The organism is Microcystis flos-aquae FACHB-1344, assembly GCF_014698375.1.
GTDB classification, from domain to species: domain Bacteria; phylum Cyanobacteriota; class Cyanobacteriia; order Cyanobacteriales; family Microcystaceae; genus Microcystis; species Microcystis aeruginosa.
Window position 1 is genome coordinate 1 of record NZ_JACJSW010000188.1, and the last position, 16,503, is coordinate 16,503.

At 43.5% G+C, this 16,503-nt stretch carries 14 protein-coding genes and 1 pseudogene; 5 read left to right on the forward strand and 10 right to left on the reverse strand.

What is annotated here, in order from left to right; all coding sequences use genetic code 11:
• A partial coding sequence (locus H6G48_RS18800) for a DUF2887 domain-containing protein (protein WP_190722820.1) occupies nt 1–193 on the reverse strand: 193 nt, incomplete at its 3' end.
• Between the two features lie 337 nt (nt 194–530).
• Between H6G48_RS18800 and H6G48_RS18805 the strand changes: the two genes are divergently transcribed.
• Complete coding sequence (locus tag H6G48_RS18805; RefSeq protein ID WP_190722821.1) at nt 531–1,148, forward strand: PEP-CTERM sorting domain-containing protein; 618 nt, start codon at nt 531–533, stop codon at nt 1,146–1,148.
• A 470-nt stretch (nt 1,149–1,618) separates the two neighbouring features.
• Here the strand turns inward: H6G48_RS18805 and H6G48_RS18810 are convergent, their stop codons facing one another.
• Complete coding sequence (locus H6G48_RS18810; protein WP_190722822.1) at nt 1,619–2,719, reverse strand: alkene reductase; 1,101 nt, start codon at nt 2,717–2,719, stop codon at nt 1,619–1,621.
• Between the two features lie 762 nt (nt 2,720–3,481).
• Between H6G48_RS18810 and H6G48_RS18815 the strand changes: the two genes are divergently transcribed.
• The 3 genes and pseudogenes from H6G48_RS18815 (at nt 3,482) to H6G48_RS18825 (ending at nt 5,910) form a co-directional block, all read left to right on the forward strand.
• Nucleotides 3,482–5,047 carry a B12-binding domain-containing radical SAM protein gene (locus H6G48_RS18815; protein WP_190722823.1) on the forward strand — a complete coding sequence of 522 codons (1,566 nt, stop codon included), beginning with the start codon at nt 3,482–3,484 and terminating at the stop codon, nt 5,045–5,047.
• Nucleotides 5,048–5,300: 253 nt separating this feature from the next.
• Nucleotides 5,301–5,501 (forward strand): annotated as a pseudogene (locus tag H6G48_RS18820) (DUF4277 domain-containing protein); the annotation flags it as partial.
• Between the two features lie 223 nt (nt 5,502–5,724).
• Nucleotides 5,725–5,910: a DUF4277 domain-containing protein gene (locus H6G48_RS18825; protein ID WP_190722824.1), complete on the forward strand. Its 186-nt coding sequence runs from the start codon at nt 5,725–5,727 to the stop codon at nt 5,908–5,910.
• Between the two features lie 179 nt (nt 5,911–6,089).
• Here the strand turns inward: H6G48_RS18825 and H6G48_RS18830 are convergent, their stop codons facing one another.
• From H6G48_RS18830 to psbU, 8 genes are all read right to left on the reverse strand, one after another.
• On the reverse strand, nt 6,090–7,535 hold the full coding sequence (locus H6G48_RS18830; protein ID WP_190722825.1) for an SAM-dependent methyltransferase: 1,446 nt from the start codon (nt 7,533–7,535) through the stop codon (nt 6,090–6,092).
• Nucleotides 7,536–7,537: 2 nt separating this feature from the next.
• Nucleotides 7,538–7,789 carry a type II restriction endonuclease gene (locus H6G48_RS25800; protein WP_199328855.1) on the reverse strand — a complete coding sequence of 84 codons (252 nt, stop codon included), beginning with the start codon at nt 7,787–7,789 and terminating at the stop codon, nt 7,538–7,540.
• A 473-nt stretch (nt 7,790–8,262) separates the two neighbouring features.
• Nucleotides 8,263–9,009: a LemA family protein gene (locus tag H6G48_RS18840; RefSeq protein WP_190722826.1), complete on the reverse strand. Its 747-nt coding sequence runs from the start codon at nt 9,007–9,009 to the stop codon at nt 8,263–8,265.
• Between the two features lie 54 nt (nt 9,010–9,063).
• Complete coding sequence (locus H6G48_RS18845; protein ID WP_190722827.1) at nt 9,064–9,879, reverse strand: TPM domain-containing protein; 816 nt, start codon at nt 9,877–9,879, stop codon at nt 9,064–9,066.
• Between the two features lie 120 nt (nt 9,880–9,999).
• Nucleotides 10,000–11,064, reverse strand: a complete 1,065-nt coding sequence (locus tag H6G48_RS18850; protein WP_190722828.1) for a glycosyltransferase family 4 protein — start codon at nt 11,062–11,064, stop codon at nt 10,000–10,002.
• Nucleotides 11,061–12,155, reverse strand: a complete 1,095-nt coding sequence (locus H6G48_RS18855; protein ID WP_190722829.1) for a HEAT repeat domain-containing protein — start codon at nt 12,153–12,155, stop codon at nt 11,061–11,063. Before H6G48_RS18855 ends, H6G48_RS18850 begins: the two co-directional genes overlap by 4 nt.
• A gap of 210 nt (nt 12,156–12,365) precedes the next feature.
• Nucleotides 12,366–14,033 carry an L-aspartate oxidase gene (gene nadB, locus H6G48_RS18860; RefSeq protein ID WP_190722830.1) on the reverse strand — a complete coding sequence of 556 codons (1,668 nt, stop codon included), beginning with the start codon at nt 14,031–14,033 and terminating at the stop codon, nt 12,366–12,368.
• A gap of 192 nt (nt 14,034–14,225) precedes the next feature.
• On the reverse strand, nt 14,226–14,633 hold the full coding sequence (gene psbU / locus H6G48_RS18865; RefSeq protein WP_104395577.1) for a photosystem II complex extrinsic protein PsbU: 408 nt from the start codon (nt 14,631–14,633) through the stop codon (nt 14,226–14,228).
• 737 nt (nt 14,634–15,370) lie between these two features.
• Between psbU and H6G48_RS18870 the strand changes: the two genes are divergently transcribed.
• Nucleotides 15,371–16,006 (forward strand): peroxiredoxin, encoded by a 636-nt coding sequence (locus tag H6G48_RS18870; protein ID WP_190722831.1) that lies wholly within the window; start codon nt 15,371–15,373, stop codon nt 16,004–16,006.
• Nucleotides 16,007–16,503: the final 497 nt, after the last annotated feature.

Below are 16,503 nucleotides of genomic sequence, written 5' to 3' on the forward strand. Positions count from 1 at the left end.
CACAGAAGTAGATAGGAGTCTGGGGGTGATTATTTTGAGGCAGAAAGACTCCATCAAGACGAAAAGAAAGTTGTTTGACTTCCACTGAGTCAAAGCGGTAGTTATTCGCTTCGGTGATAGGGAGTTGAATTAATTCAAAGAAGATAGAGGGGAATGATTGAAAGAGTTGATAAAAAATCGTGTCAGTTTTCATGCTCTTATTTTATAGCACTACGCGCTAAGATTAGGACGTTTTGCTCACCCCTAACGCCCCTTAATAAAGGGGGGAATAAGGACCGACTTTAACCCCTAAAATAGCTCAATCTTAATCATTACTGATTAATTTAAGATGTTTCCTTGGCGAACCCTTCCAGTCTCTCCCTGATGGGCTTTTTTCCGGATTCATCAATAAAAAACGGAGAATACTTGACAAATTCGGGGGGGGGGGGTAGAATGAGGCTGCTTATTGCTGTTAAGCAATGATTTATGGGGTATAAATATCAATTTTTCCCCATTATTAGCCATGAAATTAACTTGTCAATTAATCAAAAATGACTAATCAACTGCTAAAAGCCCTTTGCCTTCCTGGGGTGACTTGTGCCGTTTTCACTGCCATTCCCGCCCATGCCGCCATTTTTACCGCTACCTATACGGATACTGTTTCCTATGCTGATGTCGATAACGTTATTGTCGGTGATACTGCGGTTATCACCTATCAGCTTGACAATGGGGGAACTTCCCTGTTCAACCAAACATGGAACGCCAGTGACATTGTGACTGTCACCTTCAACTTTGGTAATGGGGCCCACGTTACCACCTTTAATCCTAATGGGGGTGATGGGTTGATTGTTAGCACAGGAAGCTTTGTCACCAATGCCTCAGGACAGTTAACGGCTGTTCCTTCTGAGTGGTATGATGCTACTAATCTCAATGTCGTCTCAACCAATTCTACACAAACACCTAACGCATGGTTCGTGAGTGGGTTCAATGCTGTTTACTTTACTAATGATTTCGACTACTCTGTCGATTTGACCAATGTATCAGGTAATATAGTTGCTGCTAACTGGACCATTCAACCTGCCCAGACACAGACAACCCCCGAACCAGGCACCCTTTTAGGCTTATTAGCGGTGGGTTCTCTGGGTGTATTGGCTTGCAAACGGCAATAAATGACCAATTCTATGGTAAGGAAGGTTTAAAAGCCTTCCTTTTTGGTTAGGGAAAAAGGCACTCTCGCCTATTGAATTTTGGGACATAATGGATAAGTAGCTAGACACAATTAATTACACATATCTAATACTAAGTAGGGTCTGCTGAAAAAGTACGGGCGAAGCATTCGGATAGAAAATCTCCGGTTTCACCGATAGGTTATTGCCCGAATGCTTCGCCCCTACAGAACGCGGGCCGATGAAGACGCAAGGTTTTGAACGACGATTCTCTCAAAATCTTGCACCTGTTTCGGAAGAAAAGCCCCAAAACCCTTACTTTGCCTACATTTCACATTTATTCAGCAAACCCTAAGTAGGTAGGTATTAAAAACTTTCAGATCCCCCCGCCTATCGGCACCCCCCTTATCAAGGGGGGCAGGGGGGATCAAACCTAAAATCCATTTTTAATTTAATTATAACCAGCTACTTAACTAGGGTTTATAACTGGGAAAATCGATATAACCTTCCTTGTCAAAAGAATACCAATCTTTCATCTCAGCATCGGGATTAAGAGGCCAATTATTGGCGAATCTTTCCACCAAATCGGGATTACTGATATAGGGGCGACCGAAAGCAATTAAATCCGCATCTCCTAACTGAATAGCGGCTTCAGCAGTTTCTTTGGTATAACCACAATTGCCGATTAAAGCACGATTAAAAACAGCCCGAAACTCGGATAAAAGCATCGGTTGACCCTTTTCATGAAAACCAAAAGCCAAGCCATCTAGCAGATGCAAATAAGCTAAATTGTACTCATTTAATCTTTGGGCAACATAGAGAAAAGTTTCTCGAAAATCCTCGGAACCCATGTCATTATAAACGCCATTGGGAGACAGACGCACCCCCACCCGATGACTGGGAAAAACAGTTAAAATTGCCTCGACTACTTCCTGTAAAAAACGATAGCGATTTGCCAAACTGCCACCGTACTTATCCTGACGCTGATTAGTGGCCGATTGTAGAAAAGTATCGATTAAATAACCATTAGCCCCGTGAATTTCTATGCCATCAAACCCCGCTAATTTTGCCCTCTGAGCGGCTTGGCGGTAATCGGCGACAATTGTGGGGATTTCCTCGGTTTCTAAGGCTCTAGGGGTCTCGTAGGGCTGTTTGCCGATGGGTGTATGCAACTCCCCCTTAATCTTAATTGCGGAAGGGGCAACGGGTAAAGCGCCATTTTCCTGAAAACTAGAATGAGAAGCGCGACCACAGTGCCACAATTGACAAAAAAGTGGTGTTCCTTTTCTTTGGGCGATTTTTGTCACCATTTGCCATGCTTGCGCTTGTTCATCGGTGTAGATACCGGGGGTATTTTGCCAACCGTTAGCTTGGGGAGAAATTACCGTCGCTTCCGTAATCATTAATCCCGCGCTGGCCCTTTGTCGGTAATACTCGGCCATTATCTCATTAGCAAGACGTTTTTCTCCGGCTCGCGCTCGCGTCATGGGGGCAAGCACAAGACGATTTTCTAGGTTTAAATCTCCCAATTTAAATTGACTTAAAAGAGCCAGGGAAGTAGTGAAGGAAGTCATCGAATTTGCCGATAGAGAGTTTAGGTTAATTTTACCGCAGTTAGTTAAAACCAGACAATCGCACCCAAGGATGATTGATTTTCTGGCTATCTGCGAGATTGTTCCTCTGCTAAGGGAGGAGAATTAATCGGATCAACTAGCTGAATATAATTAATATTGGTCATAAATCTGACTATAATTACAAGTTATTTAATTTATTCATCATCCAAAATTAAAGAGACAGAAACTATATTTTCTGGTAGTTAAGTCATGATGGTTCGGTATAAAATAGTGTAATTACGCTTATGTTTATCTGACCAGAAATAGTCATTGTCGAGATGTCTAGTAACTGGTGTTTTACCGATCAAATAGACTTCCTAGTGACTGAAACAAAACCCTTACTATTCGGTGCTTGCGAATTTTAAGAGGGTTTTTCAGAATCAGCATTTTTTAGTAAACTTACCCAAAAATACCCAAAAGAGGCAAACAGCCTCTACATTGCATTGATAAAAATGGGAAAACAGGAGTTTTTAGCAAGCATCATTCATTTAATTGTGCTAATCTCCAAAAAATAGCTATTTTTTCACAATTTATAGCGTTTCTCACACCTGTGTGGCACAGTTAAACCTTTGCTGATTAAGCCTTTCAACCTCAACAATGTACCTCTTGCGAACAGGAAATGCTATATTTAGAACTAATTTATGAGTAAAAAAAAAGTCTTGATCGACTTGGGCTTTGTGGCTAGTATGTAAAGCATCTAGCTTCTTCATTGGAGACACCTGAATGAAAGCCCTATTACTGTGGCCGCTGATGCCCAACTCCTTTTGGTCCTATCAAGAGACTTTAGACCTAGCCGGTTTAAGATCAACCAATCCGCCCCTGGGTTTAATTACGGTGGCAGCCCTGTTACCATCGGATTGGGAAATCCGGTTTGTTGATCGCAATGTCCGATTAGAAACGGCTTCCGATTGGGAATGGTGCGATTTGGTAATCATCTCCGCCATGATCATTCAGAAAAAGGACTTTCAAGAATTGATTGCCAAAGGGTTGCAGTTGGGTAAAAAAGTGGCGGTGGGCGGGCCTTACCCCACCTCCTATCCAGAAGTTGCCCAAAAAGCTGGGGCAGATTACCTGATTCTGGATGAAGGCGAACTGACAATCCCGCTGTTCCTGGCGGCCCTGGAGCGGGGTGAACCGAGTGGTGTCTTTAGAGCCAGCGAGAAACCCGATGTAACCATGACACCGATCGCCCGCTATGATCTACTAGATCTGGATGCCTATCTGGCGATTACCGTGCAGTTTTCTCGCGGTTGCCCCTTTCAATGCGAATTTTGTGACATCATCAACCTCTATGGCCGCAAACCGCGCACCAAAACCCCAGAACAAATGTTGGCTGAGTTGGAGACGTTATACCAACTGGGCTGGAGGCGCTACATTTTTGTTGTGGATGACAACTTCATTGGCAATAAGCGGAATGCCAAGGTGTTTCTGCGGGAGTTGATCCCCTGGATGGAACAACACCAGTATCCCTTTAAACTGATTACGGAAGCTTCCCTTAATCTGGCCGAAGACAGCGAACTGATTGAGTTAATGGTCAAGGCCGGCTTTGTGCTGGTGTTTATGGGGATTGAGACACCAGATACCGATAGCTTAATGGGCATTAACAAGGTTCAAAACACCCGCCAATCCCTGATCGAATCCTGTCACAAAATTACCCGCATGGGGCTGCAGATTATGTCTGGCTTCATTATTGGTTTTGACAATGAGAAATCTGGCGCAGGGCAGCGGATCAAAGATTTTATTATGGAGGCGAGTATTCCCCAGGGGCAGTTTAGCCTGCTCCAGGCACTGAAAAATACCGCCCTGTGGAATCGCCTGCAACGGGAAGGTCGTCTGGTAGATGGCATGGGCACTGTCCATCAGGGAGCCATGATGAACTTTGAGCCAACTCGCCCGGTGGAAGAGATTACCGAAGAATACATCGACGCTTTCTGGGAAATCTACGATCCTGTTAACTACCTGAAACGAACCTTCAACCATTTCATGATCATGGGGGGATGGCGCGGCAAATCGAACCGTAAATTAGATTGGCAACAGTGGCAATTGTTCCGTTCCTTGCTCTGGCGGCAGGGAATTGTCCGACCGACGCGGTTCCGTTTCTGGTGGCAACTGGCGGTGATTGCCTGGGTTAAGCCCCGTCTGCTAGAAGAGTATCTAGCGACCCTAGGGATAGGTGAGCATTTTTTTGCCTATCGCTATGAAGTAAGAGAACAATTGCTAAAACAACTAGCCGATTTGAAGCAACAGAAAGCAAGGGTAGCCCAGCTGGAAAAAACGCTCAAAAACTAGACAATATCGCCGACGAACAGTCATTTATCCCTAAACAGCGCTCTTGAATCCTACCCCAAAGTAGAGCAACAAAAAGCGAGTGGGGTTGTTTTACTGTCAAGTCAGGTAATCTGTCCCCACAATTCATTCAAACTTACATTCCGCACTTCAGTTTGTAACATAAAAAGTTACAAACAAGGGAAAAGACTAACTGAGTATTTATACTCAGAAATTCCTCGACCAAAACCTGAGATCATGAAAAAAAACACAAGAAATGTCTGCTTCAGCAGAAATACAACTTAAAAATATAGACCATTTAGGAATAGTGGCAGGACTAATTGATGAAATAGGAATAGTCGAAGTAATCAATGAAAAACTAGGTATTGATAAAAGAGAAAAAATTAGTTCGGGACAAGTCTTAAAAGCCATGATTCTCAATGGGCTAGAAATGGTGTCACACCCCTTGTATTTATTTAGGGCTTGCTGAATAATGGTAAAACCCTTTTAAAATAAGGCTTTTGACCTGTTAAAATCCGATGTTCATGCTGCGAATATAGGATTAAGACCTTCAAAAACCTGGCATTATCCTTCTTTTAGTACATAAACTGGTACAAAAAAAGAGGGCAAGAAAGCCTGAAACGACCCGCTGCTGACGACCGACGACCGACGACCGACTCCTAACCCCACCAACAAACTTTTTGCCGCAAACCCTATTTAGTCAATTTTTTGAAGACAAAGCTGTAGAAAAATTATTAGGAGATGAGATTAAAAGTGAATATTTAAACGATGATAAAATTGGTAGATTCTTGGATGAAATTTATCAAATAGGATTGAATAGTTTATTATGGGGGAGTAAAACAAAGATGGTTAATTGTAGAAAGTGAATCAAGAAAGAAAAGTGATTGGCAAAGGCTAGAAGAAAAAATTAAAAAAGAAGAATCAAAAGCTGAAAAGTTACTCAGGAAATTAGAAAAAGAAGAATTGGAAAATCTAGCGGTCGTTCAAGATAAATTGAATCAGATAAATAAGTTGCTTAAATTAGCCTTAATTAAGGAGGTTCAAGTTATTGAAATAGTTTCAAATTCTCGGCTAAAACCGATAAATTTAAACTATTTAAAATCTGGGTTTTTATCGGTCTTTTTTCATCCCAAAATATCAAGGAGGAATAAAATTCTCTGCCTAGGGAAGAATTGAGAAGCTGTAAGTTTTTTTGAGCGGTATCTAAATCATCGAAGCTTAAAAAGTAAACAGTATCATCGAAAATAACGGGTTGATTTTGATAGGGTAATATAAGGTTAAAATTCAGTTTTTTATAAAGTCCAGAAATGGCGATTTTAAAAGGTGAGAAGCTGTAAGAACCCACACCAAATATGCAAAAGTCTGGCTGATTTTGATAAATTTTGCTCTTTCTGTCTAGAAAATAATTTTTATGATTAACTAAATATTGCCAAGTTTTTGGTGCTATATCCCGTATATTTTCTGTAGATTCACCGATAAACTTCTGAGTTACCAAAATGTATTTATTGATAACCTTTAGGCGATTTTGTGCCACATCTGAACCTTTAAGGAGAGGATAAAGATAGGTGGTTTCAAGATTAACGACTTCCTTTAAACCATTGACAAAAATTCCATTAACTAACTGCAATTCCATGACTTTTGAGCAATCATGTTTAATTCCTGAACGCCATTTTTCTTGAGGATGCTTATGATATAAATATTTTAATCTAGTAAAAGCATTTAAATCTCTGACTAGGATATTATTTTGATAACCAATGCGCTGAAATTCCCCTTCTTCAAAACTATTGAAAACATCACAAAAGTAATTGTCTGAATGAGAATCAAATTGACAAAATAGAAGACAAGCATCTACATTTGCTTGAAAATATTTTTGAGTATTGATCGGATAAATTGCCGAGTAAACGAGATTAATTTTCTGAGTATAAATATAGTTCAAAATTTTTCTAGAAACGGCTGTTTTGCAGATAATTGCCAGATAAGCTGAACGATGATTAAGACATTCAATCAATTTAATTAACATCCATTCTGAAATATCAAAGTTACTTTTTCCTGTGATAGCATCTAAACCCTGATAACCTTGAAAGTTACTTTTTTGCGGTAAATTTTTTCCGTTAATAAGTCCTTGTTTTGAGTTGGTTATCCAAGGCAAATTCCCCAAGAATAAAATATTCTCTTTCCATGCTTGAGTCAGAGAATACCAGTCACAATCAAAAAAATTCTTCTGTTCAACTTGTATTCTTTTATCTTGGCATATTTGCCGATCTTGATTAATCTGAGTGATATAATTAGGATTAATTTCAAAGCCGAGGATTTTTTCAGTTTGTTTAAAGGTAAGTGCTGCTGCTTTTAAAAAGTTACCTATACCACAAGTTGGCTCAATAATAACATCGGGGTTAACATGAATTTGCCATAATTTTTGACAAATCTTTTCGGTTAACTCCGGGGGAGTTTGAAAGTCTCCATATTCAATTTTAACCTGAGAAGCTTGCATCACTAATTCTCTCTATAAATGGCTATTAATCCTTCTTCTTGACCGGCAAGATCGATTACCCTAGTATATTGTAATCTCCATTGTAAGGCATTAGAAATAGTTAAAAAACCTTGCCCCAGGGGATGAACAAGAATTTCATCAGCTATATTGGCCGCTTCCATTTCATCAACAGGTAAGTTTTTCTCTAAAATAAAAGCAATTAAATCATCTTTGTTTCCCTGATTGTTTAAGATGTTGCGGATACCACAAGTCATCTGGAAATCGGCTGTTCTTTCGGCACTGACAAAAATTGTCCTGATAATTCTTAAACTGGCAGTACGATTTAGGCTATCATCTAACTTTTCATAAACAAAAATAATTAAGGAATATCCCAGTCCAAAAATTTAGAGTGAAGATTCTTGATGTTGAGATTCCAAAGCTGAGAAGACAGCTGCCTCGTCACATAACAATTCTTGGGTCAATCTTGCCATAGATCATACAGGGTTTAAAATCAACTCTAGCAGCAAAATTTATCTAAGTAACTAAGCAAAATTAATATCGAATCTGTTTGACTTTCTGTTCTTTGTGCCTCTGTGGTTGCTCCCGAACCCTTCTGGGATAACCCGATAGAAAAGTGTATGTTAGGCTAGATTTAACTGGACTACTCGACTACTGCACGACAAGAATATCGATCGATCCGGTCTAAATTTTTAATTCCTGTAACTAATCCCTCGATACTATCAGGGTTTCATTTCGTGGCCTGGAAAAAGGACTGCTGGTGAAATCCCCAAGCTTTAGCGAGGAGCGAGGTGGGAAATGCTTGGACTTGCTGGTTATAAGCTTGTACCGCCTGATTGTATCGCATCCGTTCCACCGCTAGGCGGTTCTCCGTGCCTGCCATTTCGTACTGGAGGTTGATATACAGTTGGCTAGACTGTAACTGCGGATTCGTTGCGGCATACTGGTGGAAACGTGCGATCGCCTGATCGATTTTGGCAATAGCAGCGGCTTTTTGTGCGGGGGTTAGTGCTTGCAAATAGGACTGACGGGATTGCACCAGCAAGGTGACTAAGGCTTTTTCCTGTTGAGCAGATGCTTGTGTGACGCTGACGAGATTGGGGATGAGATCCGCACGCCGCTGGATTTGGTTTTCCACTTGCGCCCAGGCTGCATTTACTCTTGAGGCAGAACTCACCAGGGTATTATATGTCCACATTCCCGAAAGCGCAATCACCCCTATTATACCTACCCCCACAGATAGCAATCTCTGGCGTTGTTGTGTCGCCTTCTTCTGTCGCTCTAACTTTTGCTGGCGTTGCCTCTGAACTTCCCGAATCGCTTGTTGGATAAATTCAGCCGGAATCCGCACTTCTTTTGCAGCCTCTACTAATTCCGACTCGGCGAAGCTCTGCGTGTAATCAGCATAGTATCGCGAGGCAAGTTCTAGCACCTCTGGCACAATTTCTTCAGGAATGCGAATTTCTTTGTCGTTCATGGCTAATCTTAGAAAATTTCCCAGAGATTCACTGTGTTTGATCACAAACAGCCATTACCAACTGTCCCCAGCACCACCGCCGCCGCTATCTCCACCACCAAAACTACTGCCGCCGCTATCTCCGCCACCAAAACTACTGCCACCACTATCTCCGCCACTAAAACTACTGCCGCCGCTATCTCCACCACTAAAACTACTGCCGCCGCTAATTAGATAGAGGCTAATCCTATATATCAGGTAAAAAATAACCGAACCCAACCACAGAGCAACTAACCACATCCAGAAATGTTGTACTCCTCGGCTATCATTCTGGGGGGTATCTTGAGTCAACTCTTTACTCAAGGATGGTTCTAAGGAGACAATTATGGCTCTTGTCCCCGCCAAAGTCCCGCCATCAAAATCTTTTTGCCGGAAGCGCGGCGTTATCTGTGTCTCGATAATATTGCCAACTTTCCCATCGGGTAAAATCCCCTCTACTCCATATCCTGTCTCAATTTCTACGCGGCGGTCTTTGACTGAAATCAAAAATAGCACGCCGTTATCTTGACCTTTTTTGCCAATTTTCCAATAGTTGAAAAGGTTGGTCGTAAACTCTTTAGGAGAGGCGGCGGGAGCAGTTTCCGGTACAGTTACCACTGCTATTTCCGCTCCGTTTTTGGCTTCTAACCGAGCGATCATCTGGTTCAGTTGGGTTTCTGTTTCCGGTTGAAGAATCTCGGCTTTATCTGTCACCCATCCCCCGGAAACTTGTCGAGGATTGGGTACTTCTTGAACCGTCAGAGCTAGGCCAGGACAAGGAACTAGGAAAAAAGCTACGCAGAGCGAACCTAGCCAAATAACTGGATGAGATTTAACTACTAAAGCTTTCATGACTTTAACCCCCAGTAAATAAAGATTTGTGCCTTTCTGTTGCTGTATGTGACAGAAAGGCACTCTCGAACCATATCGCTGCTTCTATTATATTAGACTCCAGCTAAAAACCCTGCTCCCTCACTGACAAAAAATTTCTTCAAACCAATTAATAGCTCGATTTGCCAAAGCTTCTAGGGAATATTTTTGCTCCACTACTGCACGACAAAAATATCGATCGATCCGGTCTAAATTTTTAATTCCTGTAACTAATCCCTCGATACTATCGGGTTCAACTAAAAAACCAGTTTTTCCATCTTCGATAATTTCTACCGGACCACCGCGACGATAGGCAACTACGGGAACACCACAGGCTAAAGCTTCAATAGCCACGTTACCAAAAGCCTCAACCCAGCGCGGGGTCATCAACAGGCCAAAACAGTCGCCTAGCTCTTTTTGTAGGCTCTCAGTGGGCAAAAACCCGCGATAATCGACTAAATCGAAACTGTAGGTATCCTGTAAATTTTGCCAGTAGAGAGGATCGGAAATATGACCGAAAACCCGTAAAGGGACACCTAACTGTTGACAAGCTGCGATCGCATCTTCTAAAGCTTTTTCTGGGGCAATCCGTCCCACCCAGGCTAGACAGGGGGAGGAATCGGCCCGAAACTGATACAAAGATAGGTCTAAACCATTAGCCAAACAGCGATAGGGGGGAGAGAGGGAGAAAGTTTCCGCTTGGGCGAGGGTGTGAAAAGCCAGTAAATGGGGAAAATTGCTGTAGGTTTTTTCAATAATATGATCCATCGCCAAAGAAACGGAAGCCATGCTGACTAAATGGGCGACGGGAGTGGCAAAAAAAGGAGTGAGATAAAAAGGGAGCCAATCGTAGGCAAAATTAATAATTAAATCGTACTGATTTTGTATCTGTTGGGCGTAGTGCCACATATTGGCCAAAACGGCATTTTCGGGCATTAAAATCGGGGCTTCCCTGCCTTGACTTTGGGCGGGAATCTGGGCATTTCCTGCTATAGTGATTAAGGGAATATCATGCAACTGCGAGGCTTCTGGAGCCACTACCCGCACCAGATAGCCTTGCCTGGTCAGAGTGCGAGCGAGATTATAAAGAGTTAATTCTACGCCACCGCCGCCCCCCGAACCCAAAAATCCCACGGGGGTGGAGATAAATAACAGTTTTCGACTCAATTTTGCACCTCTGTGGGTGTGGTTTCAGTGAAGGAAGTATCCTGTACGTCATCATCTTCCGGTTCACCAGTGGTTTCTAGGGGAGCAATATCTAAACGGGGCGGTAATTGCAGATTTAACTGTCTAATTGCCCAGCGTGCTGTTTCTTGCACTTCTTCATCGGAATCATCGAGGGCATGACAAATTAATTGACTGATCTGAGACATGATATCGTAGAGTCTGGTTAAATCCCGAATGGCATTTTTCCGCACCTGTGGATTTTTATCCTGGAGAGAGATAGCCAAAGCTTGGTTCATCGGTCGCAGGGAGCGGGTACAGATTTGAGCGAGGGCTTCTAGGGTTAAACTGCGTTCGTAGGAATCCCCATCCACCATACTATCGACTAAAGGCTGCATTGCCCTAGAATCAGACATCTGTGCTAGTTTCCAAACCGCCCTTCTACGGGTACGGGGATCGTCATCGCGCAGACTTTCAATCAAACTCAGGATTAAGTCGGCGTTCGGAATACGGGAGGTAGCTTGTACGGGCAAAGAAGAAGCGAAATCATCCTCCCAATTGTCATTAATCTCACTGCTGGTTTTGGTGTCCGCACCGAAGGAATTGCCATTGCCCTCAAAAGAGTTGTCGGGTGGGTTTTTAGGATTGACGTAAGTTGTCTTTTTGCGCGGTTTTGAGGCTTTGCCCTTGGGACGATATTGAAAGAAAAGCGATAGTAAAGCTGCCAATAAAGCGATGGATAACAGAGCCGAGCCAGCAATTAACGGTATTGGTGAAGTCTCATTTCCGGCGGCTGCGTTGGCGGCCGCGGCGTTTTGACCTAGATACTTCTGGGTATTAGCGATCGCATTTTGAGCAAATGTATCGTTCGGACGTTGTGCCAGAGCTTGTTGAAATTTTTCTAAGGCGAGTTGGTAATTTCTTTGGGCTGTAGCTTCGTAACCAGCTTTCATCAACTGATCGTAAGTGGCGACAGTCTGGGGTTGCTCTAACCTAGGTGGAGTTTGAGCGTTAGCCGTGGGTAAAGTCTGGAAATTATGACCCCAACTGCTCACACCGATAGCTAACAAAAATAGGAAATTGGGTTTGATCATAGAATTAATGTAACTGTTTAGGGGGGGGGGGTAAAAGTTATGATAGCCTAAAAGCCATAAATGAAAAGCACTGAACTCCAGAGATGGGTCATAGACCGCGATGATTGGGAAAAGCCCTCGGTGAGCGTGGGGCGAATAGTACGGCTCCTAGGAGCGAGGATAGAGTCCACTGTTTAGAGCTTAGGGATTATCTGTGAAAAACTGGCTTAATTAAGCTTGCACAGGCGTTTTGCGCCATGTTCGACCTTGAATAGTCGTGTGGAATTGCCAATTAGCTACGGTTTCTGGATAATCGCCCCGATAGTGACCGCCTCGGCTTTCTGCTCGTAATAAGGCACTTTCCAGAATTAAGTCGGCGATGTCTAGAAGATTTAATGTCTCGATCGCTATTCTTATTTCTAACTGCACCGAGGGACACAAAAATAATTGTCCTTTGTCGGGAAGAAGATTCTGGAGAAATTGGCCCATCTTTAAGGAATGTAACTGTTGTTTCCACTGTTGCACCCGTAGGATAGCAATTTCTAACTCATTTTGAAATCGGCAAATTCCCGCATTTTCCCACATTAAAATCGGTAATTCTCTCCGTACTTTTTGCCAGTCTTCCTGTTCTTCCTGCCAGTTTTCCGCAATTTCTAAGGATTTTTCCCGTCTTTCTCCAATAAAGGTTTCTGGCTCCAGACCTATTTCAGCCAAACTTGCCGCAAAGACAATACATTCTAAGAGAGAATTACTGGCTAAACGATTGGCCCCGTGGACACCTGTACTAGCGGCTTCGCCGATCGCATACAAACCGGGTAGGGAAGTGCGGGCGTTTAAATCTGTGGCCACTCCTCCCATCCAATAGTGAGCGGCGGGGGCGACTGGAATCACATCCTCAAGCACATTAATGCCCCATTTTTGACAGATGCGGATAATATTGGGGAAACGATAACGCAGACGCTCCGGTTCGATTGGTCTTAAATCTAGATATACTTTGGCATGGGCGGGATCGTCGGAGGTTTTTTGCAAATGGCTAAAAATCGCCCGACTCACCACATCCCGGGGGGCCAATTCTCCTGCCGGATGGTAATCGAAGGCAAAACGCCGCCCCTGAGCATCAATTAAATGCGCTCCTTCGCCGCGCACCGCTTCACTAATTAAAAACCGCGGTGCCCCCGGCACAGTCAAAGCGGTGGGGTGAAACTGAAAAAATTCCGGGTCGCGAATCACTGCCCCAGCACGCCAAGCCAGGGCGACTCCATCCCCGGTGCTAACGGCGGGATTAGTGGTTTGGGCGTAGACTTGACCGCCGCCTCCCGTAGCCAGAATGACTGCTTGCGCTCGCAGCCAACAGAGATGATCTTGATGGAGTAAACAAATACCTTGACAGCGTTGCCCTTCCGGGTCAAGCCAGAGTTTCAGCGCGATCGCTTGGGGAATAATGGTAATATTGGGGCGTTCGACCACTTTTTCCATCAGGGTACTGACGATCGCTCTCCCCGTGCGATCAGCGGCGTGCAGCACCCTGGCCTGGGAGTGGGCAGCCTCAAGAGTACGGGCTAAGTCGTCTCCGGAGCGATCAAAACTAACTCCTAACCGCAGCAAATCAGCGATCGCTTGGGGGGCTTTCTCGACTAAAAACTGCACGGCATAGCGATCGCATAAGCCTGCTCCAGCTTTCAGGGTATCTTCTAAATGGAAAACGGGGGCATCCTCAGGGGACGTGGCCGCCGCAATTCCCCCCTGCGCCCAATCACTAGCCCCGGTTTTTAAATCTTCTTTGGTAATTAAACCCACCTTTAAGTTAGGAGGTAAACACAGCGCGGCATACAATCCCGCCGCTCCCGATCCCACCACTAACACATCTTGATAACTCGGCAGTTGCGAGGAAACGACCATTGAGGGATGAATTGATAAATTCTATTCATTCTAGCATTCCATTTCTCTATAGCTCTGGCAAAAATCGCCAGTCTTTCCCTTGGGGCAGTATGCCAGATTCTTTCTTTTGCCTCTTGCCTTCAGAAGCTGATCACTGAAAAAGGTGAGCGATCGCCCACCTAGAAATTTTTTTAAAACCGTAATTAACTAGATTTAGTAAACTCCGGGGTTAAAACGGTCATCACCCTCGATAAATTCTTTAGAAGGCTCAGTAACGGTAAATTTCTCCAGATTAGCCTGTAAACGCTCTTTTTGAGTATCCGAGAGTCCGGGGATATTGAGGACATCTTCCACTTCTTCGTAGGGGGCGTTTTTGATGATTTTACCGGCTAAATTGGGATAGAACCCTCTCAAGTCCCGGAAATCGCGAATATCACTGTTATTGAGGTCGATTTTCGCCCCAAATTCTGTGGTTAGTTTGGCATCGGCCGCATTTAAGACCGCCACGGGATGAGAGGGAAGGGTGATCGAGGTAAGATTGAGAGCTTGAGCGGGAACTTTGCCCCAAAAACTCCCGATAATCAAGGCAATTACCGCCAGCAGACGAACAAGATTCTTCATTGCAGTTGTGGTCTCCTAAAACCAAGGCAAATTAACGATCAGGACAAGAAATTAAGCCGTCAGCTTTCCGACTAGGCATAGGGTGGGTAGTTGAGATTTGCCACCGCAGCCTAGCTATTAGCTGAACGCTGATAGCTAGTTAAAAAAGTTATATCATGCCATTAGACCAGATCTTGACACTCTCCGCACTTTTCGGGCGGAGATTCTTGGGCTGAATCTTGCCTCTACTAGCAAAGCTAATTTTGGTCTTACAGTTTCATGTCTAGTCAGACTACACCTATAAGGCAAGCACTCTCAAAGACTACTCCCCAAGCGTAAATTTCTGTGTGTCCCACAGTATTTAATTGTTTGGCGTTCTGACAGTTTGGACTTAATTAAACACCATTGACTGTTAGAAATTTTGAGATGACGGAGTAGGACATTTAACTTGTTTCCTCACGTTCTCACGGTCAGCAACCTACGAGCATTCTAGCACAAAGTCGTCCTAAAAGGACGGGGTTTTCAACCCAAATTTCCGATAACCCATTTGGCCGTACTAGGGGAAGGATTTTGGGGGTTGGGTGATGGGGGAGCCGGGAGATCAGTGAACTGATAACTCAAATCTGATCCCTGATCCCTGAAAAGGCTGATGGCTAATGCAATTATTACAAATCCCTAAAATTATCAATGAAGAACAGCACTCCTATGGCATCATGGACTGTTGCTTGTCTTGAAATATCTATAAGGAAGACACAATTATGGCTCTCCAATTGGGTGATATCGTTCCAGATTTTACACAAGATTCTAGTGAAGGTCTGATTTCTTTTCATCAGTGGGTAGGAGATAGCTGGGTAGTGCTGTTCTCGCACCCGGCTGATTACACTCCCGTTTGTACCACGGAATTAGGTACGGTGGCTAGTCTTAAGTCAGAATTTGAGCGACGTAATGTGAAAGTGATCGCTTTGAGTGTCGATAGTGCCGAATCCCATCGGGGTTGGATTAATGACATCAACGAAACTCAAAACACTACCGTTAACTATCCGATTATCGCCGATGGCGATCGCAAAGTGTCGGCTCTCTACGGCATGATTCACCCCAATTCCCTCAACAATCTCACGGTACGTTCGGTGTTTATTATCGATCCCAACAAAAAATTACGTTTAACCATTACCTATCCTGCCAGCACGGGACGCAATTTTAACGAGATCCTGCGCGTGATCGACTCCCTGCAGCTCACCGATAACTATCAAGTGGCTACCCCCGCTAACTGGACCGACGGCGGCGATTGTGTGGTGGTTCCCTCTATTCCCACTGAAGAAGCTCGTAGCAAATTCCCCAAAGGAGTTGAAGAAATCAAACCCTATCTACGCATGACTCCCCAACCTAATAAGTAATTAGTGATTGGTAATCGGTGAACCAGATCCTGGAAAACTGGCAATCCGAAAACCATAAAGTCGTCAGGGAGGGTTAGCCATCCGTTTTAACGGATGCTACCCCTGGCAACAGGGGATTTATCTCCCTCTATCATTTATTGGTTTGATTGTCAATATATTTTTTCATAGTTTCCCTAGATGTGTTACCGGCAGTAGTGCCGAAAAGCGATTTCTTGGCTGGGTTAAAGACAATTCATTGACATCTATCTTAAACATAAGTTAAATTAATATTTAACAAAAATCGGCTTAAGGCTAAAAAAACAATTAACATTATGGCTCCAAATGCTTAGTAGTGGTTAGTTTAGCTAGATTGTAGATCGATGAAATTATCTAGAGATCGAGCAAGGAGCGTCAAGAATTCCGGGTTAGATCTATAAGTAAATTTTATTTTAAGTTTATTTAAGACTGTCATTACTAATGCAAGGCTGAGTCAGGCAGATTTTCCCGTAGTATCAAAA